The 21,098-nt window shown below is 40.5% G+C and carries 23 protein-coding genes; all 23 read left to right on the top strand.

Annotated features, from left to right (window positions below; genetic code table 11):
* Positions 1–76 precede the first annotated feature (76 nt).
* The 23 genes from ACWODM_RS04400 to ACWODM_RS04290 all read left to right on the top strand — a co-directional run bounded on the left by ACWODM_RS04400 (position 77) and on the right by ACWODM_RS04290 (position 20,983).
* Positions 77–1,369: a methyl-accepting chemotaxis protein gene (locus ACWODM_RS04400; protein WP_455320163.1), complete on the top strand. Its 1,293-nt coding sequence runs from the start codon at positions 77–79 to the stop codon at positions 1,367–1,369.
* A 31-nt stretch (positions 1,370–1,400) separates the two neighbouring features.
* A complete protein-coding gene (locus ACWODM_RS04395) occupies positions 1,401–1,895 on the top strand; it encodes a chemotaxis protein CheW (protein ID WP_455320162.1) in 495 nt (164 codons plus the stop codon).
* Positions 1,892–2,380: a chemotaxis protein CheD gene (locus ACWODM_RS04390; protein ID WP_455320161.1), complete on the top strand. Its 489-nt coding sequence runs from the start codon at positions 1,892–1,894 to the stop codon at positions 2,378–2,380. The genes ACWODM_RS04395 and ACWODM_RS04390 overlap by 4 nt, the downstream gene beginning before the upstream one ends.
* A 12-nt stretch (positions 2,381–2,392) precedes the next feature.
* Positions 2,393–3,412, top strand: a complete 1,020-nt coding sequence (locus ACWODM_RS04385; RefSeq protein WP_455320160.1) for a protein-glutamate methylesterase/protein-glutamine glutaminase — start codon at positions 2,393–2,395, stop codon at positions 3,410–3,412.
* A 5-nt stretch (positions 3,413–3,417) separates the two neighbouring features.
* Entirely contained in the window at positions 3,418–4,188 is a 771-nt protein-coding gene (locus ACWODM_RS04380) for a CheR family methyltransferase (protein WP_455320159.1), read from the top strand.
* Positions 4,189–4,207: 19 nt separating this feature from the next.
* Entirely contained in the window at positions 4,208–6,268 is a 2,061-nt protein-coding gene (locus ACWODM_RS04375; protein WP_455320158.1) for a chemotaxis protein CheW, read from the top strand.
* Positions 6,269–6,856: a chemotaxis protein CheC gene (locus ACWODM_RS04370; protein ID WP_455320157.1), complete on the top strand. Its 588-nt coding sequence runs from the start codon at positions 6,269–6,271 to the stop codon at positions 6,854–6,856.
* Between the two features lie 13 nt (positions 6,857–6,869).
* Positions 6,870–7,232 carry a response regulator gene (locus ACWODM_RS04365; RefSeq protein WP_455320156.1) on the top strand — a complete coding sequence of 121 codons (363 nt, stop codon included), beginning with the start codon at positions 6,870–6,872 and terminating at the stop codon, positions 7,230–7,232.
* A gap of 17 nt (positions 7,233–7,249) precedes the next feature.
* On the top strand, positions 7,250–7,645 hold the full coding sequence (locus tag ACWODM_RS04360; RefSeq protein WP_455320155.1) for a chemotaxis protein CheW: 396 nt from the start codon (positions 7,250–7,252) through the stop codon (positions 7,643–7,645).
* A 14-nt stretch (positions 7,646–7,659) separates the two neighbouring features.
* Positions 7,660–8,673: a flagellar motor switch protein FliM gene (gene fliM / locus ACWODM_RS04355; RefSeq protein WP_455320154.1), complete on the top strand. Its 1,014-nt coding sequence runs from the start codon at positions 7,660–7,662 to the stop codon at positions 8,671–8,673.
* Positions 8,666–9,841, top strand: coding sequence for a flagellar motor switch phosphatase FliY (gene fliY / locus ACWODM_RS04350; RefSeq protein WP_455320153.1), 1,176 nt, complete (start codon positions 8,666–8,668; stop codon positions 9,839–9,841). Before fliM ends, fliY begins: the two co-directional genes overlap by 8 nt.
* Positions 9,842–9,937: 96 nt before the next feature.
* Positions 9,938–10,228: a flagellar biosynthesis anti-sigma factor FlgM gene (flgM, locus tag ACWODM_RS04345; protein ID WP_455320152.1), complete on the top strand. Its 291-nt coding sequence runs from the start codon at positions 9,938–9,940 to the stop codon at positions 10,226–10,228.
* A 3-nt stretch (positions 10,229–10,231) separates the two neighbouring features.
* The gene (locus ACWODM_RS04340) at positions 10,232–10,597 is read left to right on the top strand and encodes a flagellar protein FlgN (protein ID WP_455320151.1); all 366 of its coding nucleotides are present in this window, start codon (positions 10,232–10,234) and stop codon (positions 10,595–10,597) included.
* 12 nt (positions 10,598–10,609) lie between these two features.
* Positions 10,610–12,061, top strand: a complete 1,452-nt coding sequence (gene flgK, locus ACWODM_RS04335; protein ID WP_455320150.1) for a flagellar hook-associated protein FlgK — start codon at positions 10,610–10,612, stop codon at positions 12,059–12,061.
* Positions 12,062–12,065: 4 nt separating this feature from the next.
* The gene (flgL, locus tag ACWODM_RS04330; RefSeq protein WP_455320149.1) at positions 12,066–13,067 is read left to right on the top strand and encodes a flagellar hook-associated protein FlgL; all 1,002 of its coding nucleotides are present in this window, start codon (positions 12,066–12,068) and stop codon (positions 13,065–13,067) included.
* Between the two features lie 63 nt (positions 13,068–13,130).
* Complete coding sequence (locus tag ACWODM_RS04325; protein ID WP_455320148.1) at positions 13,131–13,388, top strand: hypothetical protein; 258 nt, start codon at positions 13,131–13,133, stop codon at positions 13,386–13,388.
* Positions 13,389–13,716: 328 nt separating this feature from the next.
* Positions 13,717–14,850, top strand: a complete 1,134-nt coding sequence (locus ACWODM_RS04320) for a flagellin N-terminal helical domain-containing protein (RefSeq protein ID WP_455320147.1) — start codon at positions 13,717–13,719, stop codon at positions 14,848–14,850.
* Between the two features lie 1,432 nt (positions 14,851–16,282).
* Positions 16,283–17,695: a flagellar filament capping protein FliD gene (gene fliD, locus ACWODM_RS04315; RefSeq protein WP_455320146.1), complete on the top strand. Its 1,413-nt coding sequence runs from the start codon at positions 16,283–16,285 to the stop codon at positions 17,693–17,695.
* Positions 17,695–18,015 (top strand): hypothetical protein, encoded by a 321-nt coding sequence (locus ACWODM_RS04310; RefSeq protein WP_455320145.1) that lies wholly within the window; start codon positions 17,695–17,697, stop codon positions 18,013–18,015. The genes fliD and ACWODM_RS04310 overlap by 1 nt, the downstream gene beginning before the upstream one ends.
* Before the next feature lie 14 nt (positions 18,016–18,029).
* On the top strand, positions 18,030–18,401 hold the full coding sequence (fliS, locus tag ACWODM_RS04305) for a flagellar export chaperone FliS (protein ID WP_455320144.1): 372 nt from the start codon (positions 18,030–18,032) through the stop codon (positions 18,399–18,401).
* Between the two features lie 131 nt (positions 18,402–18,532).
* Positions 18,533–19,300: a MotA/TolQ/ExbB proton channel family protein gene (locus tag ACWODM_RS04300; RefSeq protein WP_455320143.1), complete on the top strand. Its 768-nt coding sequence runs from the start codon at positions 18,533–18,535 to the stop codon at positions 19,298–19,300.
* Positions 19,301–19,315: 15 nt separating this feature from the next.
* Positions 19,316–20,098: an OmpA family protein gene (locus tag ACWODM_RS04295; protein WP_455320142.1), complete on the top strand. Its 783-nt coding sequence runs from the start codon at positions 19,316–19,318 to the stop codon at positions 20,096–20,098.
* Between the two features lie 57 nt (positions 20,099–20,155).
* On the top strand, positions 20,156–20,983 hold the full coding sequence (locus tag ACWODM_RS04290; protein WP_455320141.1) for a C39 family peptidase: 828 nt from the start codon (positions 20,156–20,158) through the stop codon (positions 20,981–20,983).
* The last annotated feature ends 115 nt before the right edge of the window (positions 20,984–21,098 follow it).

The raw sequence follows: 21,098 nt of genomic DNA, 5'->3' as shown, positions 1-21,098 counted from the left end.
GGAGGGAATTTACCAATGTCAATGATAGTGTCTAATGAGAGATCAAATCTATTGTGGTGGAAGAAAGGGCAAACAAATGAATAGAATAAAACAGATTTTTTCACGGATTCCCATAAGTATTTTCATCTCATTCGTTAGTACAGCAGCTGTGCTATTCGCTTGTTATCTATTTGTACTAAGGGCAAGTGGCAATGCGGGACTGATTCAAAGGTATACGTATTTTGCTCTGGTGGTTTTAGTTTTGGAGCTAGTGATCACAGGCATATATACAACAACTGCTAAAAAGAAACGAGACACTGTTTTGATGCGCTTTTCAGAACAGTTCGATCAGGTGAATAAAGGTGATTTTCGTCAATTGGATCAACAAGAAGTCCACACGTCCAATCCTATTATCAACCAATTGGCTGAAGGCTTCAGCAGTATGACGAATACTTTCAAGGCATTGATTTTAGGGATGCAAGATGAAAGTGGTCGGATGACCATGATGGCGACTCAGCTAGACAGGACCGCTCGTGATCTGCAATCAACGGTTGAGAATATTCAAGGAAACATGGATCGAATCGCAGATGCTGCAAGTACTGAAGCAGCGGATGCAGAAAGAACTGCCGAGCAAACAGATGAATTGGCGGCCGGTATCGAAGCGATCCATGACGATATCCAACAAATGGATAGTTATATTGATCAAGCGCAGAAAAGTAATATTCGTAATTCTGAAATGATGCTCAAAGTTTCTGAACGCTGGGAGAACGAACGTCAAGGTCAATCTCAGTTGGTGAATGAAATGGACGAAATGAATCAGGATATCCAAAATATTGGACAAATCGTGCAATTGATCAACGATATTTCAGAACAAACCAATCTGTTGGCATTAAATGCATCCATTGAAGCAGCCCGTGCAGGAGAAGCCGGACATGGATTTGCAATCGTTGCAGAGGAAGTTAGAACCTTGGCGGAGCAGAGTAGTCAGTCAACGAAAAATATTCGTAAGATTATGGACAATATTCGCAGTAAGTCTGAAAAAATGGTCAAAACGGTTTCCAAGTCTTATGAAAACGGCGAAAAACAAACACAAACCTTGAACAAAGCGATTGAATCTTCCAATGAGATCATGGATGTTGTTGATTCCTTTGTTCGTAGTATCCAATCTGTTGAATCACATATCAAGAGTATTATGACTGAAAAAGAGTTGGTTCAACGATCCGTCAATAATATTTCTAATGCTATTTCCGATACTTCCGCGAGCACACAGGAAGTTAGTTCCAACTTGGAAAATGTGTCTGTCATTATTGAAAAGTTTGAAGCAGAGATCCAGGAAATCAATACAATGGCAACGATACTGAAATTTCAGATCGATCAATTTAAATTGTAGGATGAATAAATGATAAAGGAAGAAATTGCATATGGAGCAGTACGTTGTTTTTAAAAGCCATGGTCAGTTATTTGCTATTCGTGTAAGTAATGTGGACCGTGTGATCGAGGCCAATCGATTTATCGCTCTGCCTGAAGTTGCGGAGTTTATTTTAGGCGTTTATGAATATCATGAAAACATGATTCCGATTGTCGATGTACGAAAGAAATTATTTGGAGAATTTTCTGACCAAAAAGAAGAAAGCAAAGTCATTCTATGTCGCTGGGAGAATCATTCGCAAGGATTGTATGTCGAGGACATTATCGGTATTTCTTATATGGAGGAAACCAATTACGAACAAGACTTGGTCCAATCTTTGCTCAAAAAAGGCTACATTGAAAAATTCCTGAAGTTAGAAGAGGAAGTCGTCATGTTGTTGGAACTGGAGTATCTTTTCAATAACGAACAGACGAAAGAAGCCTTTTTGGAGCTTGAGGAGCTTGCTGAACTAGAGGAACTCTCTGACTTAGAAGGTAAGGAAGAATGATTCGCAGCGATGTGAGGGTTGGGATTTCTGATTACAAACTTGCGAAAGCACCAAATAAATTGATTACTGTCGGTCTAGGTTCATGTATTGGGACAATTGTCTACGATGAAAAGACTAAAGTAGGCGGATTGAGCCACATCATGTTACCTGACAGTACAATGTTTTCGGGAAAACAAGAGTTGAAGGTTGCAAAATTTGCCGATCTTGCCCTACCTGAAATGGTGACTGAATTGAAGCGACAAGTTCCACGCCCTCGTTTGAAAGCAAAGATCGTTGGAGGTGCCAGTATGTTTGAATTTAATGCGGGCGCATCCGTTGGTATCGGTCAAAGAAACATTGAAGCAGTAGAAAAAGTCTTGAATGACCTGCGTATTCAGATTGTAGCCAAGCATGTCGGCGGCAATGCAGGACGTACAATGATCGTTGATCTAGAAGATTTTACCACGACGGTAAAAATCGTCAATCAACAAATAGTTTATATTTAAAGGAGAAGACAAATGAATATATTGGTTGTAGATGACTCTGCATTCATGAGAAAAATAGTAACAGATCTATTGGAGAGAATGCCAAATATTCATGTCTCTAATACGGCAAGAAATGGGCAGCACGCACTGAAGTTATTGGCAGAAGCACTCAAGCCAGATTTAGTGTTGTTAGATGTAGAAATGCCGGTTTTGAACGGGTTGGAAACACTCAAAGAGATCAAGCGTCTCTATGACATTCCTGTAGTGATGCTGAGTGCCCTCTCCAATAAAGATATCACGATCGAAGCCCTCACCTTAGGAGCTGCTGATTTTGTGGAGAAACCAATCAATATTCGGGAGATCCAGGATGAGTGGATTCAAGATTTTTATGGAAAAATAAAAAACATTCCAACACAGCGCCGTCGACCAGTACGACGGACGGAAAGAGTGGAAAGAACCGAAGAACCCCCAGTACTAAAAGAGCGTTCATTACCAAGTAGAATCCAAGCATTGGTTATCGGTGCTTCTACTGGTGGTCCCAAAGCTCTTTTACGGATCAGTAAGGCGTTGCCAGCCTCTTTAAAGGTACCGATCTTTATTGTTCAGCATATGCCAAAAGGCTTCACCACCTCATTTGCGCAAAGAATGAATGATGAGAGTGCTGCACCTGTCAAGGAAGCACAAGATGGAATGTCAATCGAAAAATGCGTCTATCTTTGTCCAGGAGACTATCATATGACTTTGAGACAAGGAAAGATCGTGCTGAACCAAGAAGCCAAAGTCCATGGGACGCGTCCTGCAGTCGATTATTTGTTTGAATCAGCTGCACAAATGTATCGTCGAGAATTAGTGGCTGTTTTATTGACGGGCATGGGGAAAGATGGCTCAGAAGGTATGCGAGAGATTCAGCGTTTAGGCGGTTATACAATCGCTCAAGATAAAGAAACCAGTGTAGTGTTTGGGATGCCTCGTCAGGCAATTTTGTCTGGTGTGGTCAATGAAGTGTTAAGTTTAGACGATATTGGCGCCAAAGTAAAACAAATGGTTAGGTGAATGAGATGCAGTTAAATTTTGATTTTTTTAATAAGTGGGTAAAAGACAAATTGGGTATCCAGTTAGATGCTTACAAAGAAAAGCAAATGCAACGTCGTATCGCAAATATCATGGAATCTTGTGGAGTGAACACATTAGAAGCCTATTCCAAGCTTTTGGAAAGAGATCCCGTGGCTAAGCAAGAATTCTTAGAGCACATTACGATCAACGTCACAGAGTTTTATCGGAATCGTGACTTGTTTGATACCTTTGAAAAGAATTTGGTCACCTTAAATCGCAATTTTCCTCGCTTGAAAATCTGGAGTGCGGCTTGTTCGATCGGTGCGGAGCCGTATACGCTGGCAATGATCTTACAAAAAAACAAGATTCAAACGGCGAAGATCGTAGCAACAGATATCGATCGTACGATTTTACAAAGAGCGAAAACCGCTGTCTATAAAAACAGCGATATCAAAAACATCCCGATCAGTGATCGGAACGAGTATTTCAATCAATTATCAACCGATGAATTTGCATTGAAAGACGGGATCAAACGACAAGTTTTATTTAAAAAACACGATTTGCTAAAAGACCGATATGAAGACAAATGTCATGCCATCGTTTGCCGAAATGTCACGATCTATTTCAAAAATGACGCACGCGACGAAGTCTATCAAAAATTTAGTGATTCGCTTGTACCAGGGGGCATCCTATTCACTGGTGCAACAGAAACAATCAATTTTTCTGAAAACTTTGGATTAAAGAAAATCGATTCATTTATTTATCAAAAAATGTGAAACAAGGAGTTGAAGAAGTGTGGACGACAACAATATTTATCGTACACTGTTCTTTGAAGAAACAGATGATCATCTTCAACAATTGAACGACAACGTATTGGAGTTAGAAAATAATCCAAATGATGGGAATCTGCTAAATGAGATTTTTCGGTCGGCCCATACCTTAAAGGGAATGGCTGCCACCATGGGTTACGATGTCATGACAGAGCTGACCCATAAGATGGAGAATATCTTTGAGAAGTTCAAAGAAGGCACAGTTGAAGTGACTAGCAACTCGATCTCATTGATCTTTCGTTGCTTAGATAAATTGTCTAGTTTAGTCGAGGATTTACGTGAAGAAAAAGAGCTGACGCATACTTCCATCGAGAGCCTGCTGGCAGAGCTTGGTGAAGTAGAAGAAGACTCTGCTCCTGAGGAAGAGCTGGTCGAAGAAGTAATAGCATCGAAAACGGCAGAATTAGTTGCCGGATTCAAATTCCTTGAAGACAGTGATCTTCACGTCATCAAAAATGCGGTAAATGATGATTATCAAGCTTACAGTATTGCGGTTCGTTTAGAAGAAGATTCCTTGCTCAAAGGTCCGCGAGCATTTCTAATCATGGAAAAACTGGAGCAAGAAGGGGATATCCTTCATACGGAACCAACGACAGAAGTCTTGGAGCTAGGTGATTTTGATTCAGATTTTCACGTTGTCTACTTATCCAAGAATGATCACGAGCGTGTGATGGAAAATCTACTAGGTAATAGTGAGGTAGAAGCAATCAAGGTCGAGGTTTTTGATGAATCACAGCATATCTTGACGGAAGAAACAGTGGTGACGGAAGCAGCGGAAACAAACGAATCTAATGAACCAGAAGTGGTGACTGTAGAGAAATCTGTAGAGACTGACAAAGCAAAAACTGCTGTACAGCAGCCAACGATCCACAACAATAACAATAATCAATCGATTCGTGTCGATCTGTCTCGTTTGGATCTGTTTTTGAATTTAGTATCAGAGTTGGTCGTTTACCGAAACCAATTGGAAGAAGTCAGCACCCGTGCGAATATTGCCGACATCAAAGAATCACTCGAACAAGTGTCTCGTTTGACTTCTGAATTGCAGGATTTGGTCCTAAAAATCCGCATGCAGCAGGTCAAAGTCGTATTTAGTCGTTTCCCAAGAATGGTCCGCGATTTGTCTAATGAACTAGACAAGGAAATGGATCTGATCATTACAGGGGAAGAAACGGAATTAGACAAGACAGTCGTTTCCGAACTAAGCGAACCTTTGGTGCATCTGTTGAGAAATTCCGTGGACCACGGGATCGAAACACCTGACGTGCGAGAGGCATTAGGGAAAGAACGCAAAGGGATTATCCAACTGGCTGCTTTCCAAGAAGGCAATCAAGTGATGATCACGATTGAAGATGACGGAAAAGGATTGGATCCTGAAGTGATTCGTGCAAGTGCCGAACGCAAAGGAATTCCAACAGACGGTCTAACAGATGAAGAGATTCAGCATTTGATCTTCCATCCAGGATTTTCGACTGCAAAAGAAGTGACGAATATTTCTGGACGTGGTGTGGGAATGGATGTGGTTCAATCAAAGATCAGTTCACTTGGCGGAACGATCGAGTTGAGAAGTCAAAAAGACGTGGGAACCATGTTTATTATCAAGTTACCGTTGACACTCTCCATCATTGAAGCTCTGATGGTTCGTATCGGAGAGGAAAGTTTTGCGATTCCTCTGGACATCGTTGAGCGTGTCGTGATGATTCGCGAGGAAGAGATCCAAGAAACACTGAACGAAGAAGTCTATGAATTTCAGGGAGAAATGATCCCGATCATCCGCACCAATGAATTGCTACAAGTCGACACCAAATACGCTGGCAAGCATTATGCGATCATCGTGAACATCGATCAGCGGTATTACGGTGTTCTGTCAGATGAACTGATCGGACAGCAGGAGATTGTCATCAAGAAGATTGACGGCATCTTACAACAAACAAGAAAATATCAAGGGGCAACGATTCTAGGAGATGGTTCAATCGCATTGATCCTGGATGTAAATGCCATTTGTTATGATCAGAGGAATCGATAAATGACATATACTGATTTGGAATTAGATGGACTGAAAGAAATTATCAATATCGGTGGTGGACATGCAGCAACAAGTATCTCTATGATGGTGGATCGTAGAATCGATATGCGGGTACCAGAAGTTGAAATCTTAAGCTATGAAAAGCTCTATCAGCAGATCTTGGATGAAAACGAAGAAGTCTATGCAATCGTGAGTCAGATCCTAGGTGACATTCGAGGAGTGTTCCTGTTTGTTCTGACAGATGCGACAGCCGACAAGCTGACGGAATTTATGGTAGGAACTCCTGAGTTCGATCAGGAGGTAAAATCTTCAGCGGTTAATGAATTGACCAACATTGTGTCCAATTCTTTTTTAGGTGCAATTGGAAAATTTTTAGATAATCAATTGATTTCATCGCTACCTATGATACAATATGATTATTTTGGAGCAGTCATCAGCAGTGTCTACATGGCATTGAATCAATTTGATGATCAAGTCATGGTGATCCGTAATGAATTCACCTATGATGAAGACAGTTTAGACGCTTCGTTGTTTTTTATACCAGAAACGGGTGTCATTGAAAAAATTTTAACTACTTTAGGGATTTGAGGAGAGAAAATTAATGGCAAAGACAGTATTAATTGTAGACGATGCGGTATTTATGCGCATGAAATTAAAAGATATTTTAGAAAAAAACGGCTATGAAGTCGTTGGTGAAGCGCAAAATGGACAAGAAGCTTTTGAAAAATACCAAGCAGTCCATCCAGATTTAGTAACTATGGATATTACTATGCCAGAAGTCGATGGTCTGGAGTCATTGAAAATGATCAAAGCCGCGGATGCTTCAGCAAAAGTGGTCATGTGCAGTGCAATGGGGCAACAAGGAATGGTGATGGATGCGATTCGTGCAGGTGCAGTGGATTTCATCGTTAAACCATTTGATACAGACCGTGTGATCAAAGCCGTAGATAAAGCTCTTTCTTAAAAAGGAGATGACCAAAGATGCAAATGATTCTGTTTAAAATGAATCATCGAAACTATCTCATCTCAGCGGACTCGGTAGAGGAAGTCATCGATACGATCCGTATCACGAAGGTTCCACTGGCACCTCATTGGGTAGAGGGACTCATTAATTTGCGAGGAACTGTCTTAACGGTAGTGAATTTGACGAAGTTGATCGGTGTTCCCAATGCTGAGCTCAATCGCAACATTTTGATCATGAAACAAAATGAAGAGAAAAAAGGTTTGCTGATTGAAGAAGTAGTAGAAGTGGTAGATATAGAAGAAGAGGATATCCAGTTGATGGATGAGGAAGGGTACGATTACTATTCTGGAATCGTGTCTTTCCCGGACAAAGTAGCTAATGTGATTCAAGTGAATCATATGATTTTTGAGTAAATGGGGGATTGAATTTGGATCAGGTACTGTCGCAACAAGAAATTGACCGATTACTAAATGCCATGGACAGTGGCGAGATCGATCAAGAAACAGTCGAAGAAGAAAACGAGCAGGCCAAGGTCAAAAGTTACGATTTTCGTAGACCGACCAAACTTTCAAAAGAATACATCAATACGCTGCATATGATATTTGAAGACTTTTCTAAGGTAGGAAGTAATCTATTGTCTACACAGCTAAGAACAAATGTGTCTTTTCAGTTGGCAGCGATCGAGCAAATCAGCTATGATGAGTTTATCCACTCGATTCCTAAATTCACATTATTAGGTTTATTGCAGTCGAAGCCAGCTAGTGGCATTCAGATGATCGAGATGAATCCACAGCTATGTATGTTGATCGTAGAGTTGTTGTTTGGCGGGATCGAAGTTCGCCAGCAAGCAAATGAGATGGAAGAAGTCTCGGATAAGAAAAGTTTTACAGATATTGAGTTAGCAGTGCTGGAAGAAGTAGTCACCCAGTTGGCAGTTGCCTTTGAAAATTCTTGGAAAGATATCGTCGAGCTATCGACTGAACTTGAAGGGATGGATACCAATCCTCAATTGTTGCAAAACATGTCCCCGAATGAACCCGTGGTATTGGTTACATTTACTGTGAAAATCTTAAAGATCCAAACCTTTATCAATATCTGTATCCCCTATGTCTTTTTTGAGGGGATCATTGATAAGCTAAGTTTCCGTAACTGGTTTGATTCAAATCAATCATCGAATCAGGGGGAAGTAGACGAGTTACAAAAGAGTTTGAATAATGTTCAATTAGAGCTGGAAGTTCTTTTAGGAGAGTCTCAAATGAATCTTTCTGATTTCCTTCATCTAGCACCGGGTGATGTCATTAAACTGGATCGTAAAATCACCGATCCACTAGAGACATTTATTGAAGGAAAACCATTCTATCGAGTGATTCCAGGGAAGAAAAATGACCAACTAGCCATTGAGTTAATAGATAAATTGGAAGGAGATCAGAAAGATGAGTGAAGGTCTATCACAAGCAGAAATTGATGCAATGTTAAACGGAGGGGCTATTCCATCTGAGGAATCCGCCGATCCAGCTACACAATTAACAGAACAAGATAAGTTTGATATTATTGGAGAAGTCGGTAATATTTCGATGTCACAGGCTGCGACAACCTTGTCGTCTATCTTGAATCGTCGAGTAATGATCACGACACCTCGTGTATCAAAAGTAAAATTTAGAGAAATACTTGAGGGCCTAGCAGCACCGAAAGTATCGACCACTGTTGAGTTTAAAGAAGGACTTTTGGGGACGAACCTGATGCTCTTGGAAGTCAGCGATGCGATCATTATTGCCGATTTAATGATGGGCGGAGAAGGCAAGCCGACATCAACTAAATTCACTGAATTGGAACTGAGTGCCGTAGCAGAAGCAATGAATCAAATGATCGGTTCAGCTTCAACTTCAATGGCAACCATGATCAATCGAAAAGTAGATATCCTGCCGCCAGATGTCAATCTATGGGAAAACAAGGAATCTATTGATTACGATGGAATCGTCAAAGACCAGGACATTTATCGGATCTCTTTCTCTTTAGACGTTGAAGGTGTGATCGAAAGTGAGATCATGCAAGTTTTTACAGAAGAAGTTGTCAAAGATATCACAGATGCGATGTTGTCAGATAAAGCAGTCAGTGTGCGTAAAGAAGAAATGGTTTCTGAACCAGCACCTGATAATCGACCTCAACAGCAGGCTGCACCTCAGCAACAACAGTCAACACATGCTGGATATGCGTCACAGCAGCAAGCGCAGAAACCACAAGAACAAGAATGGCAGAGTGAGCCACCACAAAGACCTAGTCGGATGGTTGAAGTCAGTCAGGCAGAATTCCAACCGCTGTTTTCAAAATCTAGTACTGCAGATGTCGATACAGACAACCTGGGACTGATCATGGATGTCCCATTAGATTTGAGTGTCATCTTAGGGAAAAGCCGCAAATCGATCAAAGATATCCTTTCATTGAATACTGGTTCTGTCGTAGAGCTGGAGAAATTGACGGATGAACCATTGGACATTCTAGTTAATGGGAAATTGATCGCGACAGGAGAAGTAGTCGTTATCAATGAAAACTTTGGTGTGAGAATCACCAATATCCTGTCTCCGAAACAACGCCTCAATCATTTGAACTAAGAAAAATAAAAAAGTTAAACAAAATCGTTTAACTTTTTTTATTTTTTGCCGATAATATAACCATACAGCAAAAGAGACGACGAGGAGGGAATCTCTATGAAAATCGGAAGAGGCTACGGCGAATACAGCGATCGACTCGTTCAATCGAAAAAAGCCCAGGAAAAATATACCCAGACAGCTCAAACATCCAATGCAAAAGACAATGTAGATTTATCTACAACGACACAAAAAATTCGCGAAACACAAAAAAGCGATGCCGTGGAAACAGCGCGTGCAGACAAAGTTGCGGCATTGAAACAAGCGATTAAAGATGGATCTTATCAAGTATCGACGGAAGAGATTGCAAAAAGTATGGTACAATCGATGAAAACGATAAAGGACGCTTAAATCATGACAACGATCGAATTTGAACGCAAATTAATCAAATTTACACAATTATTGAAAAAAGAAAAAATGTACTTGATCAAAGGTCACGCTGAAAAATTAGAAGAACTCGTTGCCCAAAAAGAGGAGTTTGTGCCTCTTTTTAGTTCTTATACGGGAGAAATCAGTGAGAAATCTCGCACGTTGATCAAACAGATCCAGCAGCAGCAGGAAGAAAATCTGCTGTTGACCCAGCAAGCAATCAGTTACCAAGAGACTTTGATGGATGCCGTCAAAAGCACGATGAAGCAGTCGAACAATCAGACCTATGCAAAACCGACCACTGCTTCCAATGGACAGGCACCAACGACTTTGGTAGATACAGAATTTTAGGAGGAAAACGCTATGACAGGTTTATTTGGTTCATTAGGAACAGCAACCCGAGGAATGAACACGAACCAGACAGGTTTACAGACTAGCGGACATAATATTGCCAATACAAATACAGACGGGTATTCACGCCAGCGTGTACATATGCAAGCAGAGACTCCTTACCGTATGGCGGGAGTCGGCATGATTGGTATGGGAGTAAAGGCAACAAGTGTGGATCGGATCGTCGATTCATTCATTCGTGGACAAATCCAGGGGGCTTACTCTCAATACCGCATGTTTGAACAAAAATCAGATGCGTTAGGACAATTAGAGAATTTTTTGAATGAACCTTCAGAAACGGGAGTCATCAATCAACTGTCGGTTCTTTATGATTCATGGTCTAAATTAGGAAGCAATCCTGAATTAGCTACCTCTAAAACATTAGTCATAGAAAATTCAAATACTTTCACAGACATGGTTCGTCAAATGGCTGGTCAAATGCAGCAATTGAAAAATGAAGTCGTCAGTAATATTGAAAAAGGCGCCTTAGACTTTAACCAAAAGGTAGAACAGCTGGCTATCTTAAACGATCAAATCTTTGCGATCGCTTCAAATGGAAGTTCGCCAAATGATTTGCTGGATACCCGCGATTCGTTATTAAAGGATCTTTCAGGACTAGCGGACATTTCAGCTGAATTTGATAAGTTTGGCCGTGTGTCTTCATTGAGAATCGGTGGAGATTCTGGCACCGAAGTATTGAATGTTAAAACAGGGACAAAAGCAGTCAGCGTGGTGACAGGAGATGGGCAAATTTCTCTTGGAGGCGATGCACAGAACAAGAAGACTGCCGACACAACGGGTCTGCCGTTGGGAACGATCGTTATTGCAGAGGCTAATGGAAACGATGCAACAATCACTTCAGAAGTAATCGTTTCTGGTGGCGAAATCGGCGGCTTTAAAGCAGCAGCAAAAGAGATCGATGACAGCTTGAATTCATTAGATGATTTTGTAAAGAAATTTGCCGATGCTATCAACGAGGTGTATCAACAGGATGACCCTAATGCAGAACCTTTTTTTGTAGAAGGCGATACTGCTGGAACGATCAAAGTGAATGAATACTTCCAAGAAGATCCATCGAGATTACAAGCAGGAAAATCCGGCGATGATGGTGACGGTTCGCTAGCAAGAGAAATAGGAAAACTTTTCTCTAAAAAAGATGTAGACGATAACATGACTTTTGCAGAACGCTTTAATAATATCGTCACAAAAAACGGGATTTCCAAACAGCAGGCAGACAATACAGCTGCCTCACAATTAACTTTGCTGAACCAATTAGAATATAAAAATGAGTCTGTATCAGGTGTCAACTTGAACGAAGAAGTGTCCGATGTTATTCGTTTCTCTCAAGCATTCCAGGCGAATGCTCGTGTGATTCAGACAATTTCAGAAATGCTTGATACATTGATCAACCGAACAGGAGTGTAGTACGATGAGAGTTTCTAGTAATGTAACTTACAACGACTTTATTAAAAATCTAGGTACCAATGCCAGCAAAGTTCAAAAAACGTTGAATCAAATCTCAAGTTTAAAAGAAGTCAGCAAATCTTCGGATAACCCATTATTGGTTTCCAAGATTATGAATTTAAACGTAGCTATCGCTCGAAATGAGACATTCGGCCAAGAAATCAAAGACAGCCAAGACTGGATCAATACCCAGTTTGGTGCGTTGCAGCATGTTAACGATTCGATGAACAATATTCGCCGTCTGGTTCAACATTCAGCGAATGGCACGCAAGATGTTGATGAGATCAAAGCGAATCGTAATGAGATCCAGCAAGAGATTCTGGGAATCGTGGAATCATTGAATACCAACTTTGACGGACGTTATATTTTTGGTGGAACGAATACTACAGAGCCGCCATTCAGTGTAGTGCGAGATGCTAATGATGCGGTGATCGGAATTGAGTACAACGGCTCAACTACAGAAGTCTCACGTGAGATTGCCGACAGTGTGGTCGTTGATTTACCAACAAATGGAGAGAAAATCGTTGGTGGTAGTGAAATGAATGATTTTCTAAATGGCTTGATCGAAGATATGGATTTTTATATCAATAATAAAGAAAGATTAAGTGGAATAGACAGAGACAGTCTGGATCCTGATGATCCTGCTAATGCTGATACGCTTGCTGAGTTGGATAGATTGGATGGCTGGGCGCAAGGCATGTCCAGTAAAATCGGTGACTTGGATAAACGTAAAGGGGATATTGCAGAGTTCCAAACGCGGATCGATACGATTGCCAATCGCCTGAAATCAGCAGGTGCTCGAAATGAGACAGAAAAGTTATCTCTGAAAAGTACCTTGTCTGATCGTCAAGACGTAGATGTTGCAGAAAAATACATGGAATACCAAAACCAAATGCTGGCTTATCAAACCACAATGGCGATGGGGACCAAAATCATGCAGACATCGATTTTAGATTATGTACGCTAAACTCCAGAATTTCTGGAGTTTTTTTAAATCTTTTATTCTGATGTGGAGAAGGGAGAAGCTATAATGAAGTTGAAGCAACTTTGTCTTTTAAACAAAGACAGCGAGCAGAATCAGTCGCTCAGCTCAGATCAACTATCAAGAGAGTATAGGTCTTATTATTTACAGTTGATCGATTCTCTGGTACAGGATATTGATGGAGCTTCCGATCCTGATAGTATCGTAGTCTCACAAAAAGAATGGGCGAAAATCCAGAGCAAGCTAGCTTTGAAGGAAACAGGGAGATTAGCTCATTTTTTTGCTTATAGAGAGAGTGCTGAATAGCATCAAACAGGACTGCTGAAAACGTTAAAACATTCGGCGGTCTTTTTTTGAGTAAAGGTGAATGTCAGGCCGTCGTTTCAAGTAGTCCAATGTTTAAATGGTTATGCGGAAGATTAAATTCAATTTTTTTGAAAAAAAATATATAATCCCCTTAAACAATTCCAAAGTCTTCCGATAATTAATAACAGAGGATGAACCACTGAAGCATCGGAAAATTATTTTAAGAAAAGTAAGAAAAACTATTAAACTCTTAAAACAACCTGCCGATACTATTTAACAGAGGGGAAACCTTACAAATTGAATTGAACTAATTAGGAGGAAAACAAACATGAGAATTAATACAAATATCTCAGCAATGAATACTTACGGTCGTTTGACTAATGCCAATGCTGCTAAAAGTAGTTCATTAGCAAAACTATCATCAGGTCTACGTATCAACAAAGCCGGAGACGACGCAGCTGGACTAGCGATCTCTGAAAAAATGAAAGGCCAAGTCGGTGGTTTGAAACAAGCGGTACGTAACGCACAAGACGGCGTATCTTTGATCCAAACAGCTGAAGGCGCATTGAACGAAACTCATGCGATCCTAGGACGTATGCGTGACCTAGCAGTTCAAGGTGCGAACGGCACTCTTAGTCAAGATGACCGTGGCGAAATCAACAAAGAATTCAATGCATTAAAAGAAGAAATCACTCGTATCTCTGATACAACTGAATTCAATACCAAAAAATTATTGAATACTGAAGGACAAAGCTTTACTTTCCAAATCGGTGCTAATGATGGACAAATAATGTCAGTAACTATTGGTAAAATGAATGCTGATACACTAGGAATTACTAGTGATGTTAAATTAGCTGATATTGATGAATCAAGAGAAGAAGCAGTGACTGACGCAGAAGGTGATTTAGAAACTGCAAAATCAAATGAAAAAATCAGTGAAAACTTCACAGCTGCTTTAGAAAATGTTGAGGATGATACAACTGTATACGATGATAGTGTTTCAGGAATTGATTTAAGTGATTCCGATGCTTTAGATGAACTATTTGGTGAATCTCACGGTCTAACTGCGACTTCTACTTGGGCTGAAGTAAAAACTGCTGTAGAAGGACTAGACACTGATGTTGCAGCTGCAGAATCTAACGTAAGCAAAGCGGCAGCAGCTGTCGATACAGCTGGACGTGAAGCTTCATCGAAGGCAATTACTTCAATTGACAGTGCAATCAAAGATGTTTCAGCTCAACGTTCTTCATTAGGTGCGGCTCAAAACCGTTTGAACCATACAGTGAAGAACTTGACTACAACTCAAGAAAACCTATCTGAAGCGAACTCACGTATCCGTGACGTTGACATGGCTGAAGAAATGATGGAATTCACTAAGAACAACATCCTTTCTCAAGCAGCTACTTCAATGTTGGCTCAAGCAAACTCTATGCCAAACAGCGTACTAGGTTTGTTACAATAATCAAACGTTTAGAACCGATGGAAAACCATCGGTTCTTTTTTTACGATCAATTAGTGAAGAGAAATGAAGAAAACGGTTCGAGAAGAATCGTTTCTTTGTTTTGGAGAAGTTTTTATTGAAAAAATACGAATTTATTAGAGAAAGGGAAATTGAAGCGATGTTGCTACTGTGAAAGTGCAGTATTGTTTAGGCATTGGTAAGACCGTATCTACCACTCATCGATCGAAAGGCATTGGTGGTAAAGGAGGTCGTGCCAATGAAATCAAATGTGGAAAGGCTTGCGTCAGAGAATGGTTGAGACCATTATACTGATCTTGGCGATAGTTGAAGGGATCGTAACGATCGTTCATCTAGTGATAAAGATCAGAAACGACAAAAAAGACAAGAAGGACTAAACCTTCCTGTCTTACCAAACCACCTTTGCCTAAGCAATAGGTGTAAGAGTGTAAGCCGCACTCTTACCTGTACTTTCATTGTAGCAACGCGTGTAAGAAAGGTCAATAAAAAATAGTTTCCTGAAAAAAATACCCTTGCTACTGTGAAAGTGCAGTATTGCTTAGGCATTGGTAAGACCGTATCTACCATTCATCGATCAAAATGCATTGGTGGTAAAGGAGGTCGTGCCAATGAAAACAAAAGTAGGAAAGGCTTGCGTCAAAAAATGGTTGAAACCATTATCCTGATCTTGACAATAGTTGAAGGGTTCGTAACGATCCTTCATTTAGTGTTAAGGATTAGGAACGACAAAAAAGACAAGAAGGACTAAACCTTCCTGCCTTACCAACCTACCTTTGCCTAAGCAATAGGTGTAAGAGTGTTAGCCGCACTCTTACCTGTACTTTCATTGTAGCAACGCCTACAAGAAAGGTCAACGAAAAAGTGACCAGTAAAAAATAAACTACCTTGCTATTGTGAAAGTGCAGTATTGCTTAGGCATTGGTAAGACCGCATCTACCACTCATCGATCGAAATGCATTGGTGGTAAAGGAGGTCCTGCCGATGAAACCAAATGTGGAAAGGCTTGCGTCAGAGAATGGTTGAAACCATTTTACTGGTCTTAGCGATAGTTGAAGGGATCGTAACGATCCTTCATCTAGTGATAAAGATCAGAAACGACAAAAAAAGGCACAAAGGACTAACCCTCGTGCCTTAACACCCACCTTTGCCTAAGCAATAGGTGTAAGAGTGTTAGCCGCACTCTTACCTGCACTTTCATTGTAGCAACGTCTACGGGAAACGTCAATAGATGGAAGAGAACAGATTTTGATGATTTTTCATTGTCAGACGCTTCTTTCGTGTTACACTAAATAAGGATCTTTTCTTTTTTCTGACAGAAGAAAGAATTTTTCTGCTGGAATCACTTAATTTTATAAAAATAGTATCCGATAATAAGAGTAATAGATGATTACATAGAGAAGGAGAGGGTTCAATAATGGCAAGTATTACAAGTGCATCTGGAATTAGTGGGATCATAGGTCAATATTCAGGAATTGGTGCAGAGCAGATCGAACAACTACTTGAAGGGGATTCGATTCCTAAGTTGCGTGCCCAAAACCGAATTGAAGATATCCAGAAAGAAAAAACTGCTTGGAGCGACATCAAGACACGTTTGAACAACTTTTTGAAAAGAACTGAAGATTTACAAAAAATGGATACATTCCAAAGCAAGAAGACGAGTACATCAGATGATAAAAGTGTACAGATCAGTGCAACAGCTAGTGCAGCAGAAGGAAATTTCCGTCTGAAGGTCAATCAGCTGGCAACGTCTACCGAGATGGTTGGGACTCGATTCGATACGAACGATCAGGCACTATCTGTTTCAGGTGGTCTGACGATTACTTCAGCCGAAACCGATGACAGCGGGAACGCTAAAGAATTTACTTTTGATATTTCTTCTACGGATAGTTTGAAAGATATCGCAGCGAAGATCAACAAGGAAACAAAGAATTCCAATATCACAGCAACGATCATGGACAATCGTTTGGTCTTACAGGACAAGAGTACCGGTGAGCGTAGCTTTACAGTCTCGGGCAGTGCCAAGGATGGTGTCGGTCTGGGCGACGGTGCAGAGCTGCGTCTAGGTCAAAATGCTGAGTTTAGTTTGAATGGCATCGATGTTGTCAGTCAGTCTAACAAAGTAGAAGATGTCGTGGAGGGTGTTACCTTTGATTTATTGCAGGAAACAGACACAGAAGTTCGCTTATCTCTGCAAAATGATACTTCTAAAGTTAAGACGGCAGTTAAAGATTTTGTTTCTCAATACAACAGCTTGATGAGCTTGATCAGTGACAAAGTCAGTGTTGGTGATCCAAGTGCCGACAACAATGAGACGGGCGCGTTAGCAGGAGACAGCACACTGATTCGTTTGCAGTCAGAGCTGCGCAACATGGTTGCACCGGCTTTCTCTTCACTAGGTTCAAGTGTCAGAGCGCACGATGTGGGTCTGTCGATCACGGATCGTGCAGGTACGTTGGCATTGGATGAAACCCAATTTGATGAGCTACTGGCTAAAGATCCAGAGGCGTTGAAAGATTTCTTTTTCAAGTCAGAACAGGTCGATGGAGAAACAAAAACAAGTGGTTATTCTGTTGCATTGAAAGGGGTCGCCGACAAGTATTTGTCGGAGCGTAGTGACAGCAAAGGGGTCATTGCTACGAAGTTTGATACTTACGAGGCAACGATCAAAGATTTGAACAAACAAATCACGCGGTTCGATGCTGTTTTGGAGCAAAAGAAAGCTCGCTATGTCGATATGTTCACTCGTTTGGATCAGGCGATGATGCAAGCTGAGGAACAAATGTCTTGGCTGATCAATCAGGTCAATTCATTTAACGGTGGCAACTAATGGATGCTGACAAACAGTTCGTGAAAAAAATTTTAGTCAGTCTGCTTTCCATGATGCAGGAGTGGGAAGGTGACATTGATCAGCTGGAGCCTTTATTGAATCAGTGTAATCAAAAACTGATGAGCCTCTCAAAAACGAATCAAGGATTGATGGAAAACGAGGAGCTGGCACAAGCTGTGATCCAAGAGTATCAAAAATTATTAGCACAATTGAAAGTAGAAAAAGAAGAGGTCGTGAAGGAAATGGCACGTTTGAATCAACCAGATACCAAGCGTACCTATCAACAGCTAACTTCTTCCGGATATGAATTTTATTATTGAAAGCAGGTTTTCTGATGTATCAAAATATGCAAGAAAATTATTTAAAAAATCAAGTGATGAGTGCCTCTCCAAACAAATTGATCGAAATGCTGATCGAAGGTGGGATCAAAAAGATCCGCATGGGGAAAATGGCGATTGAAAATGAGAAATATGCACAGGCTAGCGAGCATCTGATTCGTGCACAAGACATCGTCATGGAACTGCGTTATTCAATCAATGAAGAGGTGGAGAGTACAATTCCAACAGAATTGATCGAGCTTTATGATTATATGTACAATCGATTGATCATAGGAAACATTGATCGTGACATAGAGCCTTTGAGTGAAGTACAAGGCCTGTTGACGGAACTTTTAGAAACTTGGCAGCAAATCACGATTAATAACTAATAAAAGCAGTATAACCTGTTGAATAGTGACAGGTTATACTGGTTATTTTTGAGTGTTCTCTTGAATTATTTGTGAGAACAACCGATGGATTACTTTAGAAATGTTTGAAATGTAGCAGGAGGACAAATCAAATGGATATACTTTTAGTGATAGGAATAATCTTTGGAACCCTTACAGTTATTTTAGGGACGGTTTCCAACGGTGTTAATTTAGGAGTGCTGATTAATCCCTCTGCGCTGTTCGTTGTATTCCTGGGGATCATCGCGGTTATGTTGAGTAGCTATTCGATAGCAGAGCTGAAACGCCTGCCCAAAATATTTAGTGTGTTGTTTCAAAAGGATGAACGTGATAGCTCAGGGATCATTCAGAGCATTGTTGAACTTTCGAATCTGGCGCGGCGAGATGGATTGCTGTCTTTAGAAAGCAGTGTTGAAGCCTTGGACAATGATTATTTAAAAAAAGGGATGCAGATGGTCGTCGATGGCGTCAATCCAGAACAAATTCAAGAAATTTTAGAAAATGAGATCAGTGGTGTGGAGGAACGACATCGTGCAGCAATTCAGATGTTCAAAACGGCAGGTTCTACAGCACCAACTCTAGGGGTGCTGGGATCGTGTATCGGGATGATCGGAGCCTTGGGGAATCTATCTCAAGTAGATTCGTTAGGAGTCTTGATATCGGCATCATTCGTTTCTACCGTGTATGGTATTGCAGTCGGTTACCTTATGATGGTTCCCTTCTCTACACGACTAACAGCTAAATCTGAAGGAGATGTACAGGAAATGTACATGATCATTGAAGGTGTGATGGCGATTCAGGCAGGTCTTTCACCGAAAACCGTGGAACAAAAGTTGTATAGTTTGGTAGAGCCTGAGAAACGTCCTTCAAATGAGAATTAAAGGTTGTGAAAGAAAATGAAAAGAAAGAAAAAACCAGAAGAACCTTTAGATGAACGCTGGATGCTTCCTTATTCAGATATGATGACACTCTCCTTGTCTCTGTTTATCGTAATGTTTGGTGTGGCTAGAGTAGATGAAGCAAAATTTGGAGAGATGAGAGATCATTTTGGTATTTTATTTTCAAGTAATTCAGGTGGAGACTCGATCATTGAGAATGTCGTGGATCTAGGAGGACATCAAGTAATTTTAGTAGATGACACTGAAAATGAGGGCAATACAGAAGGACTTTTGACGGTATCTTCTGAACAGATGAAAGAATCTCAGTTAGAGCAGAAGATAGAAGAGCAGCAATTGATAGAGGCACGAGAGAATATGTTGGAGGCCTTTGCTGCCCTAGAACTAGCTGAAGATGTTCAGATATCCTTGCAATCAGATGGTATCTATATTTCTCTGGAGGACAGTCTGCTATTTGCTACTGGAAGTGCAGATTTACCGACTTCTGTCGAACACTATCTGGACATTGTTTCCAATGAAGTCAAGCATTTGAATAAAGAAATTGTAGTTGCTGGTCATACGGATAACGTACCCGTGGTTCGTTCGAACTATTCCAACTGGGAACTAAGTGCGAATCGAGCGATTGCTGTCATGAATTATCTGGTTCTCAAAGAAGGGATCGATCAGAAAAAAGTATCGATTCAGGCATTTGCAGACACACAGCCAGCTGCAACAAATCAGACATCAGAAGGTCGTTCCAAGAATCGTCGAGTAGAGATTATTGTCTACAAAGATCATGGTTAAAAATTGAGGGGCTCCAGCAGCAACTCAATTTTTTTATGTTAGGCAAGGAGAATGAAAATGAAAAAGAAGATTATCAGTATTGTCTTACTAGGAATTTGTGCAGCAACGTTTTACTTTTTTTTAAGAAAAGATGGATCAGATCAGGAAATCAGTAGTGTCGACAGTAGTTCGATAGAAATAGAAGAACCTGGCAAAGAATATGATGAAGAAGCAATGTATGACAGCAATAATCAAATAACTCTCGCGCCCAGAAAAATGAACGATACGGATGAGGACTATTCGAAACCGATTCACACGATCCGATTAGATACCCCGCAAGAAAGTCAATTGGCAGAGCCAGCTCTTGAGAATGGCGGAGGGATTACAGCATTGTCAATGCTGTTGAATTATTACCATTTTAATGTTAATAAAAATGAATTGGCAGAAAGCCTGCCAATCGCCCCTTATGAGAAGGAAGGCATTCATGGAAATCCTACAGAAGCATTTGTGGGTGAACTGGAAAGCGGAAAAGCATTAGGCGTATATGCTACACCGTTGGCTAAGATCGCACAGGAAATTGTGGGTGATGAATATGAGGTCATTGCAGAAAATAATACATCTTTTGAGATGCTTTTAGAGCAAGTCCAAAACAATCATCCGGTGTGGATTGCGACTTCTGAGGATTTAAAGGTTCCTAATGAACGCAAAAATCAAAGCTGGCCAACAGATGCCGGTGTATTGACTGTGCCTGAGTATATTCATGCAGTAGTGATCGTTGGTATGGATCAATATCGAGTGTACGTCAATGACCCACTTGGTGAAAAAGAAACAGAGATCAAGATTGGTGAAATGAAAGATATTTACGAAAAAATGGGTAGCCAGTCACTGTATTTAAAAACAAAATAGAGCGTTACCAGTCATCTTTTTTTAGATTAGATGACTGGTTTTATTTTTAATAGAAGTTCGAGGTTGGTCTTAGAGATGATATCATGAACAGAAAAAACAACTATATATATGAAGG

The sequence above is a fragment of the Enterococcus olivae genome, assembly GCF_053760925.1.
Note: the sequence above shows the minus strand (reverse complement) of the source record. Positions and strands in the feature narration are given on the sequence as shown.